The sequence below is a fragment of the uncultured Flavobacterium sp. genome (assembly GCF_963975005.1).
In the GTDB taxonomy this organism is placed as follows: domain Bacteria; phylum Bacteroidota; class Bacteroidia; order Flavobacteriales; family Flavobacteriaceae; genus Flavobacterium.
Genome location: NZ_CAXBFR010000005.1, coordinates 19,097 through 33,041, shown reverse-complemented (window position 1 = coordinate 33,041; position 13,945 = coordinate 19,097). Strand labels below are relative to the sequence as shown.

At 30.2% G+C, this 13,945-nt stretch carries 10 protein-coding genes; 9 read left to right on the top strand and 1 reads right to left on the bottom strand.

The window, feature by feature from the left end; genetic code table 11:
• The first annotated feature begins 32 nt into the window (after positions 1-32).
• The 4 genes from mnmG to AACZ53_RS01380 all read left to right on the top strand — a co-directional run bounded on the left by mnmG (position 33) and on the right by AACZ53_RS01380 (position 6,058).
• Positions 33-1,910, top strand: a complete 1,878-nt coding sequence (gene mnmG, locus AACZ53_RS01395) for a tRNA uridine-5-carboxymethylaminomethyl(34) synthesis enzyme MnmG (protein ID WP_339833866.1) — start codon at positions 33-35, stop codon at positions 1,908-1,910.
• Between the two features lie 142 nt (positions 1,911-2,052).
• On the top strand, positions 2,053-2,901 hold the full coding sequence (locus AACZ53_RS01390) for a class I SAM-dependent methyltransferase (RefSeq protein WP_339833864.1): 849 nt from the start codon (positions 2,053-2,055) through the stop codon (positions 2,899-2,901).
• Positions 2,902-3,121: 220 nt separating this feature from the next.
• On the top strand, positions 3,122-3,691 hold the full coding sequence (locus AACZ53_RS01385) for an OmpH family outer membrane protein (RefSeq protein WP_339833862.1): 570 nt from the start codon (positions 3,122-3,124) through the stop codon (positions 3,689-3,691).
• 93 nt (positions 3,692-3,784) lie between these two features.
• Positions 3,785-6,058, top strand: coding sequence for a helix-turn-helix domain-containing protein (locus AACZ53_RS01380; RefSeq protein WP_339833860.1), 2,274 nt, complete (start codon positions 3,785-3,787; stop codon positions 6,056-6,058).
• A 35-nt stretch (positions 6,059-6,093) separates the two neighbouring features.
• On the opposite strand, the gene AACZ53_RS01375 is transcribed toward AACZ53_RS01380, so the two are convergent.
• Entirely contained in the window at positions 6,094-7,233 is a 1,140-nt protein-coding gene (locus AACZ53_RS01375; RefSeq protein WP_339833857.1) for a DNA polymerase III subunit delta', read from the bottom strand.
• Positions 7,234-7,457: 224 nt separating this feature from the next.
• On the opposite strand from AACZ53_RS01375, the gene AACZ53_RS01370 reads away from it, so the two are divergent.
• The 5 genes from AACZ53_RS01370 (at position 7,458) to AACZ53_RS01350 (ending at position 13,798) form a co-directional block, all read left to right on the top strand.
• Positions 7,458-9,398 (top strand): hypothetical protein, encoded by a 1,941-nt coding sequence (locus AACZ53_RS01370; RefSeq protein WP_339833855.1) that lies wholly within the window; start codon positions 7,458-7,460, stop codon positions 9,396-9,398.
• A gap of 97 nt (positions 9,399-9,495) precedes the next feature.
• On the top strand, positions 9,496-10,683 hold the full coding sequence (locus AACZ53_RS01365; protein ID WP_339833853.1) for a phosphoglycerate kinase: 1,188 nt from the start codon (positions 9,496-9,498) through the stop codon (positions 10,681-10,683).
• 68 nt (positions 10,684-10,751) lie between these two features.
• Positions 10,752-12,275 (top strand): transglycosylase SLT domain-containing protein, encoded by a 1,524-nt coding sequence (locus AACZ53_RS01360; RefSeq protein ID WP_339833850.1) that lies wholly within the window; start codon positions 10,752-10,754, stop codon positions 12,273-12,275.
• 22 nt (positions 12,276-12,297) lie between these two features.
• Positions 12,298-13,275: a DUF4837 family protein gene (locus tag AACZ53_RS01355; protein ID WP_339833847.1), complete on the top strand. Its 978-nt coding sequence runs from the start codon at positions 12,298-12,300 to the stop codon at positions 13,273-13,275.
• Between the two features lie 79 nt (positions 13,276-13,354).
• A complete protein-coding gene (locus AACZ53_RS01350; protein ID WP_339833845.1) occupies positions 13,355-13,798 on the top strand; it encodes a GNAT family N-acetyltransferase in 444 nt (147 codons plus the stop codon).
• The last annotated feature ends 147 nt before the right edge of the window (positions 13,799-13,945 follow it).

The following is a 13,945-nucleotide window of genomic DNA, read 5'->3' as shown; positions in this document are numbered from 1 at the left end:
ATAATATAAATTTTAATGTTTCACGTGGAACAATGAGTATATTTCAAGAACAATACGATGTTATAGTAGTCGGTGGTGGTCATGCTGGCTCAGAAGCAGCGGCTTCTGCAGCAAATTTAGGTTGCTCTACTCTTCTAGTCACAATGAATCTACAAAACATCGCACAGATGTCTTGTAACCCTGCAATGGGTGGAATCGCTAAAGGTCAAATCGTAAGAGAGATTGATGCGCTTGGTGGTTATTCTGGAATTGTGTCTGATAAAACAGCCATTCAATTTAAGATGTTGAATAAATCAAAAGGACCTGCAATGTGGTCGCCAAGAGTTCAAAGTGATAGAATGCGCTTTGCAGAAGAATGGAGATTGATGTTAGAGCGAACTCCTAATTTAGATTTTTATCAAGAGATGGTTTCGGGATTGTTAATCGAAAACAACAAAATAGTGGGAATCAAAACTTCACTAGGTTTGGAGATTAAAGCTAAAACAGTTGTGTTGACAAACGGTACTTTTTTAAATGGTTTAATCCATATTGGTGACAAACAATTTGGAGGTGGTCGTGCAGGTGAAAGTGCTTCTTTTGGAATCACAGAAGATTTAGTCAAAGTAGGATTTGAATCTGGAAGAATGAAAACTGGAACGCCTCCAAGAGTAGATGGTCGTTCTTTAGATTATTCAAAAATGGCTGAACAACCAGGTGATGAAAAGCCTCATAAGTTTTCTTATTTACAAAGTATAAAACCTCTAACCCATCAAAGATCTTGTTATATGACTTATACTTCACTTGAAGTTCACGATCATCTTCGTGAAGGTTTTGACAGAAGTCCGATGTTTAACGGAAGAATAAAAAGTATAGGTCCAAGATATTGCCCATCTATTGAAGATAAAATAAATCGTTTTGCAGATAAAGACAGACATCAGTTATTTATTGAGCCAGAAGGATGGAATACAGTAGAAGTTTATGTAAATGGATTTTCTACTTCTCTTCCAGAAGATATTCAATTTAAAGCTTTGCGTTCTGTTGCCGGTTTTGAAAAAGTAAAATTTTTTAGACCTGGATATGCAATTGAATATGATTACTTCCCTCCTACACAATTAAAACACACCTTAGAAACTAAATTAGTAGAAGGATTATATTTTGCTGGTCAAATTAACGGAACAACAGGATACGAAGAAGCCGCTTCTCAAGGTTTAATGGCAGGAATTAATGCAGCATTAAAAGTTCAAGAACGTGATGAGTTTATACTAAAACGTAATGAAGCTTATATTGGAGTTTTGATTGATGATCTAATTACTAAAGGAACAGAAGAGCCTTATCGTATGTTTACTTCTCGTGCAGAGTATAGAACACTGCTTCGTCAAGACAATGCTGATTCAAGATTAACTCCTAAAGGATTTGAACTAGGTTTAGCTTCAGAAGAACGTTTAATTCGTATGGAAGAAAAATTTTCTAAGTCAGATGCAATGGTTCAGTTTTTTAGAGATACAAGTGCAAAACCTGAAGAAGCAAATCCTATTCTTGAATCTAAAGGATCGAGTTTGATGTCACAACCTGATAAAATGTTTAAAGTTTTTTCTAGACCACAAATAGATTTAGAAGACATTGTTAAGTTTGAGAAAGTTTCAGAATATATTAATACACATGTTTTGGATGATGAAATTATTGAGCAAGCTGAAATTGATGTTAAATATTCAGGTTATATAGAAAAAGAAAGATTACATGCTGACAAACTTAATCGTTTAGAAGATGCAATAATTCCAGATAATTTTGATTTTAATAAAATTAAATCAATTTCTACAGAAGCAAAAATGAAGTTTAATAAAATTCGTCCAAAGACAATTGCACAAGCTTCAAGAATTAGTGGTGTTTCACCAAGTGATATTTCTGTATTATTAATTTATATGGGACGTTAAAAAGTGCTCAGTGTTCAGTCTTTAGTAAGCAGTTCTAACTGAACACTAATTACTGAACACTGAATACTAAAAATTGTTTCACGTGAAACATACTTTGTTAACTACTACATTTACTACCTTTGTTTAAGTTTTATTTTAAAATATGAATTTCTCTCCCAACAATGTTTTTATAAAAGTTAAAGATCATTCTGTTTCAAAAGAATCATTTGATTTACTTTTAGACGAAGAATTACAGTTATTAAAAACTTCTCCTCAACCCTCTTTAGACAAACTTCCCTCCTATTATGAAAGTGAAGATTATATTTCACATACAGATTCAAAAAGAACCTTGTTTGAAAAATTATATCATTTAGTAAAAACAAATGCTTTAAAGAATAAAGTTGTATTAATTACAAAAGAAAATCCAAAAAAAGGAAATTTATTAGATATTGGTGCAGGAACTGGAGATTTTTTAACTCAGGCTAAAAATGCTGGTTGGAACTGTGTCGGAATTGAACCAAACGAAAAAGCTAAAAACATTTCAATATCAAAAGGTGTTAGTTTTACAGAAACTTTAGATGAATTAGAAAACAATTCTTTTGATGTAATTACAATGTGGCACGTTTTAGAACATGTTCCAGATTTAGAAAATCAAATTAAAACTTTAAAAAGATTGTTAAAACCAAACGGAACTATTATTATAGCGGTTCCAAATTATAAATCTTTTGATGCAAAATATTATAAAGTGTTTTGGGCAGCTTATGATGTGCCTCGACATTTATGGCATTTTTCAAAAACTAGTATTCAAAAACTTGTTGCAAAAGAGAATTTATTTTTAACAAAAGTTAAACCTATGTGGTTTGATAGTTTTTATGTTTGTCTTTTATCTGAAAAATATAAAACCGGAAAAATGAATTTCTTAAAAGGATTTTTCTACGGTTTTTTATCAAATTGCTCTGGAATCTATAAAAAAGAGTTTTCATCTCATATTTATGTGATAAAAAACACTTAAAACAGTATTTTAAACCCTTTTAAAGGCTTTTTTAGAATTATATATGCATTACGTTGCTTCAAACGAGAAGTTGTTTTAAAAATAAATTAAATATATTGTTTTTCATAAGCATTACCTATTTTAAAAAGAAAGAGTATAGTTATTTCTTATGCCTTAAAAATTAACTCTTGCATTACTATTTTCAATTGTTTACTTTTACCAAAATTTAGAAATAACGAATATGAAAAAATTATTATTTATTGCACTTGGATTTGCAATATTGTCTTGTACTAAACAAGAAGGACCTTCTGGTCTAAAAACAGCATATGTTGATACTGAAAAGTTAATGAAGGAACATCAACAAGCTATTGACATAGAAAATAAATACAAAGTAAAATCTGAAGAAATGGGACGTGAGCTTGATACAGAAGCAAAACAATTTCAATCAGATTATGAAAATGCTTTAAGACAAGCGCAAGCAAAAGGACCACAATGGGCTCAACAGAAAGCAGCAGAATTACAGCAAAGAGAACAACAATTGAATATTAAGCAACAATCAATGTATCAAGAAATTCAAACAGCAAGTAACGCTGAATTAGATTCTCTTGTAAAAGAAATTAAACTTTACATTAAAGATTACGGAAAAAAGAATAACTACGACTATGTATATGGTACCGGTTTAACTTCTCCTAGTATTTTATATGCTAAAGATTCGTATGATGTTACAGATGAGATACTTAAAACTCTTAATGATAAATATAAACCAACTGAAGCCACTAAAACAGTTGAAAAAGAAGAAGTTAAAAAATAATTTCTTTTAAAATCATTTAGAACCTCATTATTTTTTTAATGGGGTTTTTTATTTGTGTTTTTTTTATACTTTTATGGTGTTAAATATAAGCCAATGAATTCATTATCAGCCGTTGCAAGTTATACCTTGAAGTTTATTAATCAAACTAACAAATCTGTTTTTCTAACTGGAAAAGCTGGAACAGGTAAGACTACTCTACTCAAAGAAATAATCAAAACAACACATAAAAACACTGCTGTAGTTGCTCCTACTGGAATTGCTGCCTTAAATGCTGGTGGTGTAACTATTCATTCTCTTTTTCAACTGCCTTTTGGCGGTTTTATTCCAGATACAATTGCTCCGCATTTTAAAGACGCTGTTAAATTTGAGTCAAAAAGTACTCTTTCTCGTCATTTTAAAATGAGTGCTGTCAAACGAAATGTAATTCGAAACATTGAATTATTAGTTATAGACGAAGTCAGTATGTTGCGTGCAGATCTTCTAGATGCAATTGATTTCATGATGCAATCTGTTAGAAGAAATAAACTTCCTTTTGGAGGTGCACAAGTTTTATTTATAGGAGATTTACTACAGTTGCCACCAATTGTTAAACCAGAAGAATGGGACATCTTACGAAAATACTATCAAGGTAAGTTTTTCTTTCATTCTCATGTTGTGCAGCAAAATCCACCATTATACATTGAATTAGATAAAATTTATCGTCAAACTGATAGTGAATTTATAGAAGTGCTTAATAATTTACGCAATAATACTATAACTAAAGATGACTTAAGTATTCTAAATCAATTTGTTAACCCTAATTTTGATTTAAAGAAGAATGAAGGTTTTATTACACTTACAACACACAATAGAAAGGCAGATTCAATAAATAATGAAGCTTTAAATGAATTAGAAGGCAAATCTTTCACTTATAAAGCTCAAGTTATAGATGATTTTCCAGATAAAATTTATCCTGTTGAAGATAATTTAGAATTAAAGGTTGGAGCCCAAATTATGTTTATTAAAAATGATCTTTCCTTTGAGAAAAATTATTTCAACGGCAAAATGGGAACAATTAAGTATTTGTCTAAAGATGAGATAACTGTTGAGTTTCCAGAAGAGAAAAAAACAATCGACGTTGAACGATACGAATGGCAAAACATAAGGTATAAAGTTAATGAAACTACTAAAGAAATTCAGGAAGAAGTACTTGGTACATTTACTCATTATCCCATAAAATTAGCATGGGCAATAACGGTTCATAAAAGCCAAGGATTAACGTTTGATAAAGCAGCACTAGATGTCTCACGAGTTTTTCAACCTGGGCAAGCTTATGTTGCATTATCTCGTTTGAGATCTTTAAAAGGATTGGTTTTACTTGCACCAATTCAGATGAATGGACTTTCTAATGATAGTGATGTTATGCTTTACGCTGAACAAAAAGCTTCTGACGAATACATTCAGAAATCATTAGAACAAGAAACAAAAAACTATTTATTTAACTATTTAAAAGCGACGTTTGATTGGCAAGACTTAGCACAAGAATGGAGAAATCACAGATTTAGTTATAAAGAAGAAGCACCAAAATCACCAAAAGCTAAATATGCTAAATGGGCTGAAAACCAATCGAATAAAATTGATAATTTGGTTGTTCCTGCTCAAAATTTTATTAAACAATTAAGCAATATTTTCTCTAAAGAACCCTTTGAAGTTCAATACATTAATGAAAGGTTTCAAGCAGCGTACAACTATTTTTATAAAGACTTAGATAATTTTGTGTATGAATTATTACTTAAAATTGATGAAATAAAACGCATAAAAAAAGTGAAAACATTTTATGATGAATTAAATGATCTTGAAGATTCTCAAACTAAAACAATGCAACGCTTAATGAAAGCCAAATTGTTAATTGAAATGGTCGCTTCAGGAAAAGAAATTTCGAAAGAAAATCTTATTTCTGAAGAAATACTTTCCTACAAGGCTAATAAACTTAAGAAGATTAAAGATTTGAACACTGTAAAACCAGGTGTTTTTGATGTTGATCCAGATGTTTCTTATTACGAACCAAAGGTTAAAAAACCAAAAGAAAGTAAAAAGCCTACTATTGAAATCACTTTAGAATTTTGGAAGCAAAACCAAAACATAAAAGAAATTGCAACCATTAGAAAGTTAACGGAAACTACAATTAGCAGTCATTTGGCAAAGTTAATTCAACAAGATTATATTGCCATCGAAGATGTTCTTTCAGCTGAAAAAATTAAACAATTACAAGTTTTGTTTAAATATTTTAAAGGAGAAAGTTTATCAGAACTAAAAGAAACCATTGGTGACAAGTTCTCCTGGGAAGAACTTAAGTTATATAAAGCAAGTTTGAAAGAAATACTTTAGCTTTATGTACTTTATTGACTGAAAATCAATACTATCTATTTTTTATGAATTAAACGGGTCAATTTAATTGATAAATCAGTTAATATGATTTTACCGTTTCCATTCCGTTCAATATGGTAAATTGCCTCTGAAATTTCTTTAAAAATTTCGTTAATATTTCCACCATTTACAAATGGTGCGAATTTTTTCAACTCAAAACCGTCTAATCCTTCATCTAAATAGACCAAATCATCAGCTGTATAGTTCTCTAACATAGCTTGTCTAAAAAACTCAATACAATAATGTAAAAACTGCTTCTGAACTTCTCTTCCGTAGCTTGCCACTTCTTCGCTCCAACTTATTAAATCTAGAATAGAAGAAGCATTTCCTTTAGCTTTAAAGGCAGATCTAACCCATTTTACAAACCATTCCTCAAACAATTTGTCATCCTTCTCATTATTAGCTAATTTCAGAGCTTTATTAATGTCTCCTTGTGCTAAATGGGCCTGTTTTTTTGCAAGAGCATCAGGAACTCCTTTTGTCTTCAGTAAATCTTCAATTTCACGTTGTTCAGGTTTTTTAAATTCAATGATTTGGCAACGAGAAGTTATAGTTGAGATGATTTCTTCAACACTTTCGGTGACTAGTAAAAAAATTGTCTTTTGTGGTGGCTCTTCTAAAATTTTAAGAATTTTATTGGAAGTTGCCGTATTCATTTTATCAGCCATCCAAATTATCATGATCTTATAACCTCCTTCATAAGATTTCAAAGAAAGTTTTTTTACAATCTCTAGAGCTTCATCAACACCGATTTGGCCCTGTTTTTTTTCTACACCTAAATGCGTATACCAATCTTGAAGACTTCCAAAGGGTTGTTGATTAATAAACTCTTTCCATTCTTTTAGGAAATTATCACTAACAGGATGACTTTTTACATTTTCAGTTGTAGTGACTGGGAATGCATAGTGAATGTCAGGATGTGACAGTTGAATGACCTTGTTTTGACACTTTTCACAATCAAAGTTTTCAACATTTTTGTCATTACACAGTATATATTTAGCATAAGATATAGCAATTTGCAACAAACCAATGCCTTCAGGTCCAACAAAAAGCTGCGCGTGCGCAAGTCTACTACCATCAACACTTGAGGTTAAGTAATCTACCGTTTTTTTATTTCCAATTACATTTTTAAACATTATTTATGCGCTAAATTTTATATCTTGTTAATAACACAATAAAAATTGTTAACAACTCGTTCTCTGTTGTTGATAAACCAAACACTATTCTTAATAGTTTAGTAAAAGATTTAAAAACAGTTCTTTTATCATCAATTTGAGTCCACTTGCTAACAAAAAAAGTAAATGTACACAAAATTAGTTGTTAATGAATCTTTAGTATAATAATTGTAAAACTAAGTATTATGTTAAGCAAAATTTCAAATTTAGGGTTAATGTTTGCAATTCTTTTTGCAACATCTTTTTCTTATGGTCAATTACCCGTTCCTTTTAAAGTGAGATATCAATCTTATGTTAAAGGAGATATGACTGTGATTGCAAATAACATTGTAAACAGAAAAGATTATGGAAATAATCCAAACATGCCATATATGAATGCAACTAAAACAGCCAAACTTAATGACGAGTTTGAAATGTTTTACATTGATATTGATAGCGACATGTCTACTTTCAGTTCTAGTGCTGCAACATTATATCTTGAAAATGAAGAAAACAAAAAAATAGTTTATGCTGGTTTATACTGGTCTGCTACTTATAAATACAATAGCGGAATCAAAACGAAACGCAACAAATTTAAAGCATTTGACAAAAATAGAGAAGCATTTGATCAAATTAAATTAAAACTTCCTGGAGAATCTAGATATGTAGATATAAAAGGAAATATAATTTTTGATGGTTTAGACAAAAAAGGATTTGATGAAAGTGCTCCTTATGCAGTCTATGCTGACATTACTGATTTAGTAAAGCAATTAGGAAGTCCTTCAGGGGAATATACAGTAGCAAACATAAAAGCAACTCAAGGAGTTATTGAAGGTGGTGTTTCTGGTGGATGGACAATGTTTTTTGTTTTTGAAGATGATAATGAAACGGCAAAATTTATTTCTTCATATGATGGATTTGCAGGTGTAACAGATAAATCGACTGAAATATTATTTACAGGATTCAAAACTTTACCTGAAGGAAATGTTTTTGCTAAATTAGCTTGTGCCGGTTTAGAAGGAGATAATAACTTGGCTGGTGATCAACTGCAAATAAAATCTCAATTAAGTGAAATTTTTACATTATTGAGTAGCCCATTAAAATTAGAAAATAATTTTTTCAACAGTAACATTATTATAAACGACCAATATTTTACCGATAGAAATCCAAACAGTAAAAATACTTTAGGGTATGATACAAGTTTAATAACAATTGGAAATCCTGACAATTCTGTCATCCAAAATAATACAGATAATGTAACCTTAAAGCTCAAAACAGTTGGTGATAGGTACTTTATGTTCTTTAATGCTTTCAATGTAGAGGTTCAAGATGTTGATAAAGAACCAGTTATGATTGTTTCAAATAATAGTAACGAAATAGAAGCTGTTGAAGTAACTCCAATTATAGCAGAATCAGTTATTGCAGATAATACCAAACCTATAACAACAATTGTTAAAAATGAAATAAAGCCAGAAACTATAACTCCATCTAAAGAGGTTATTGTTGCTGAAACAGCTAAAGTAGAAGTTAAAGTAATAGAACCAATCAAAAAAGAAACAATAATTGTTGCTAAAGCTGATACTCCAAAAGAAAACACTAATAATGTTGTTTTAGCTCCAAAAAAAGAAGTTGTAGTTAGTCACCCAAAAGTTAAGACGGAGAACAATGAGGTTGTTGCATCAAACACAACAAATATTGACCCAGTTATGATTAGCGAGAAATTGAGCCAAGTAGCACAAAGTCAACATGGACAAAAACAAAAAATTACTGCAATTCCTGGACCAATGGTTGAGATTTACAATCAACAACGTGGATTTTATGTAATTGCAAATGTCTTTGCTGTTCATAGAAATGCGACTCGTTTTGTTGCAAAATTAAGAAGCCTAGGTATTGATGCAAATTTCTTTATCAACCCAAAAAATAATTACAGATATGTCTTTGTAAGTAAAAATGATTCGTGGTCTAGTGCTCTAAATTTATATTATTCAAATGTAAACGGAAAGTATTTTGGAGATACCTGGATAATGTTAGTAAATACAAGTCCAGATCAATTAGTAAGTAATGAACAGAATATAGATTATAATGACCCTTTTTGTCCCCAACAAAAAATGGTTGCCACGAGATCAAAAGAAGACGAACTCGTGTAAACGTTAAATTAGTATTAAAAAAAGACTCATTTGTGAGTCTTTTTTAATTTTGTATAAAAATAGATCAATTTCAATAAACTGAAAACAATAACTTCTTATGAAAACAATCAATAATTTAGACTTTAAAGGTAAAAAAGCCATTATCAGAGTAGATTTTAATGTTCCTTTAGATGAAAATTTTAATGTAACGGATGCTACACGAATTGAAGCTGCAAAACCTACCATTGATAAAATCTTGAATGACGGTGGAAGTGTAATCTTAATGTCACATTTAGGAAGACCAAAAGGGAAGGAAGAAAAATATTCATTAAAGCATATTATTGATAAAGTTTCAGAAGTTTTAGGAAGAGAAATACTTTTTGCAGAAGATTGTATTGGAAGCGATGCACACTCAAAAGCAAGTAATCTACAACCAAACCAAGTACTTCTACTAGAAAACCTTAGGTTTTACAGTGAAGAAGAAGCAGGAGATTCTGATTTTGCAAAAAAATTAGCATCGTTAGGAGATTTATTTGTAAATGATGCTTTTGGAACAGCACATAGAGCACATGCTTCAACAACTATAATTGCTAACTATTTTCCAAATGACAAATATTTCGGATTATTATTAGCCAAAGAAATTGAAAGCATCAATAAGGTACTTAAAGATTCACAAAAACCAGTTACTGCAATTTTAGGAGGTTCAAAAGTGTCTTCAAAAATTACAATTATTGAAAATATCTTGGATAAAGTTGATCACATGATTATTGGTGGAGGGATGACTTTTACTTTCATTAAAGCTTTAGGCGGAAGTATTGGAGATTCTATTTGTGAAGATGACAAACTAGAATTAGCTTTAGAAATTTTAAAACAAGCTAAAGAAAAAGGAGTACAAATTCATTTACCAGTAGACGTAATTGCTGCTGATGCTTTTTCTAACGATGCTAAAACTCAAATTATCGATGTAACTAAGATCCCAGATGGTTGGCAAGGTTTAGACGCTGGACCAAAATCGCTTGAAATTTTTGAAGAAGTAATTCTTAAATCAAAAACAATTCTTTGGAATGGACCAGTTGGTGTTTTCGAAATGCCAAGTTTTGCTAATGGAACAATTAAAGTTGGAGAATATATAGCGGCAGCGACTAAAAATGGTGCTTTCTCACTTGTTGGTGGTGGTGACTCGGTTTCAGCAGTAAAACAATTTGGTTTAGAAGATCAAGTAAGTTATGTTTCTACTGGTGGTGGAGCAATGTTGGAAATGTTAGAAGGAAAAACTTTACCTGGAATTCAAGCAATTATTCAATAATAATACTATTTTTGACTTTTTTGAGTTATCATAGATTAACAAATTACTAAATTACAAATTCCTGCAAAATGAGAATCAAAAACATTTTATGCTTACTATTACCATTAATTTCTTTTGCACAAGAAAGTGTAGAAGCCAATTTAATTGAAGAAACAGTTGCAAAAGTATCTTATTTAGATTCTTTAAAAGCGTCTTTTGTTAACCATAGCACAAGTACTTGTATTGATAGCAGATGGATGGAAGAATTATCTAACCAAGAGCTTTTTGATACAATGTATGAAGATGTTTCTGAATTAAATATTGAAGAAGCCGTTGCCTACGAAATGTCAACAGAAGTCCTTAAGAAAAGACTTAAGAAATTGGATGATAAGTCACCGTTTAATATTGAGTACAATGCTTCACTAGAAAATGTAATAAAATCATTCTTAAAAAACAGAAAACCAAGTTTTGAACGATTAATGGCTATTTCTGAATATTATTTTCCAATGTTTGAAGAACATTTAGCAAAATATGATGTGCCCTTAGAAATTAAATATTTAGCAATTGTAGAATCAGCATTAAACCCAAAAGCTAAAAGTAGAGTTGGTGCTTCTGGTCTTTGGCAATTTATGTATCCAACAGGAAAACAATTTAATTTAGAAGTCAATTCTTATGTTGACGAAAGATACGATCCTTTAAAAGCAACTGAAGCAGCTTGTCAATATTTATCAAGTTTGTATAAAATTTTTGGAGATTGGAGTTTAGTTTTAGCTTCATATAATGCTGGCCCAGGAAATGTTTCAAAAGCAATAAGACGTTCAGGAGGAAGTCAAAATTATTGGAATATTAGAAAAAACCTTCCTAGAGAAACAGCTAATTATGTACCAGCCTTTTTAGCAACAATGTACATTTATGAGTACAAAAAAGAATTAGGAATTAAACCTAAAAAAGCAGTTTTAACTTATTTCGAAACGGATACAATTAAGGTTAGAAGAGAAATGAGTTTCAAACAAGTTTCGGAATTATTTGATATTCCTCAAGATCAAGTAGAATTTTTAAACCCAATTTATAAATTAAACATAATTCCTTTTAACGAAGATAAACCACACTTTTTAAGATTACCAAAAGACAAAATCGGTTTATTTGTTTCTAATGAAGAAGCGGTTTATGCTTACATTGATTATGTAAAAAATGGTGGAGAAAAAGCACAAGATGCCATTGTTGAAATTTCAACTCCAGAGGAAACAAATGTAGTTGAATATAAAGAAACCAAAACAAAAAGTAAATTAGCTTACCATTCTGTAAGACGTGGAGAAAGTTTAGGTTTAATTGCACAAAAATATGATGTTTCTGTTACAGAATTAAAAAAATGGAATAATCTAAGGTCTTCAACAATCAAAGCCGGAAATAAATTGAAAATTTATAGTACAAAAGAAGATAATTCAAAATCTTCTAGATCTACTGGCACAACTACTTATATAGTTAGAAATGGAGATTCATTATACACTATTGCAAAAAAATATCCTGGAGTTTCTACAGATGATTTAAAAAAATGGAACGATATTAGTGGTGATAATATTCATCCCGGAATGAAATTGAAAATAAACGGGTAAATTTTTATTAAATCAACCTCAAATGAAAAAATCTATTCTACTTCTGTTTGTTTCTTTTTTATTGTTTTCTTGCAAAGAAGAAGCCTCAAATAACAAAGGACTTTCTGAATCATCAGGAAATATTAATAACGTTTCTATTTTTATTGATGAGCCACTTTGGAATGGCGAAATTGGAGATTCTTTGCGAAAAAAACTGGCTGCTCCAGTAGATGGTTTGCCTCAAGAAGAACCTTTGTTTAACATCAATCAATATCCTACAAAAATATTTGATGGTTTTGTAAAAAAAGGAAGAAATATTATTGTTGTTCAAAAAGCTGATAAAAGTGGGTTTGGAGCTTCTAAAGATTTATATGCAGCCCCTCAAAATGTTTTTTTTATATCTGGAAAAACAAATGAAGATTTATTAAAAGTTATTGAAACAAAAGCGCAAGAAATAATCAAAACGATTAAAAACGGAGAAATTATTGAGAATCAAAAACGAATGAAAAAATCATTGGTTAATGATAAAAAGATAAAAGACATGTTTGGTTTATCTATGAACATTGGTTATGGCTATGAATACGATACTGTTAAAGATAAATTTATTTGGTTGCGAAAAGAATATCAGTCAGGTTATAATAGTATTTTAATTTATGAAGTGCCTATAGAAAGTATTGAGAAAAATCAGGATATAGTTCAAAATATAATTAACATTAGAGATTCTATAGGAAAAGCTAATATTCGCGGCATGTTACCAAATACATGGATGATTACTGAAGAAGCTTATGCACCTTATTTATTTGAAACTAAATTAGACAACAAATTTACTTATTTAGCAAAAGGTACTTGGGTTTTAAAAAATGATTTTATGGCTGGACCTTTTGTGAATTACGCTATAAAAGACACTAAGAATAATCGTTATCTTGTTATTGAAGGATTTACTTATCTGCCTTCAAAAGCTAAAAGAGATCATATGTTTGAATTGGAAGCAATTATAAATTCAGCAAAAATTATAAAATAATAATTATATTATTGAAGAGCAAAGCAACTCATTTTTATAAATTGGTTTTTTGCTCTTTTTTAATTCAATGTATCGAGACATGCTAACATTTCAAATAAAGCGATTTAACGAACTTTCTATTCACGAACTATATCAATTACTTAAATTACGAAGTGAAGTCTTTGTGGTAGAGCAAAACTGCGTTTATCAAGACATTGACGGTAAAGATGAGAAAGCTTTACACGTTTTAGGGTTTTATGAAAACGAAATTGTGGCTTACACCAGATTATTCGACAAAGGATATTATTTTGACGAAGCTTCAATTGGTAGAGTAGTGGTTAGCCAAAAAGTAAGAGCAAAAAAATGGGGACACGATTTAATGAAAGTTTCTATTGATGCGATTGAAAAAGAATTCAAAACGTCAACTATTACAATTTCAGCGCAAGAATATCTAAAAAAATTCTACGAAGCACATCAATTTGAACAAACTAGCGAAATGTATTTAGAAGATGATATTCCTCATATTCAGATGAAGAGAAAGTAACGTCTTTCAATTTCTATAAACTGTTGTTTAGCGATGTTATTTCATCTTTATTTACTCATCATTTAATGATTTTTCCAAGTACTCAGTTGCTGTGATTGTAAATGCAGGTACTTTAATTAGAAATTTTAAATAAGATCTTTCATATTT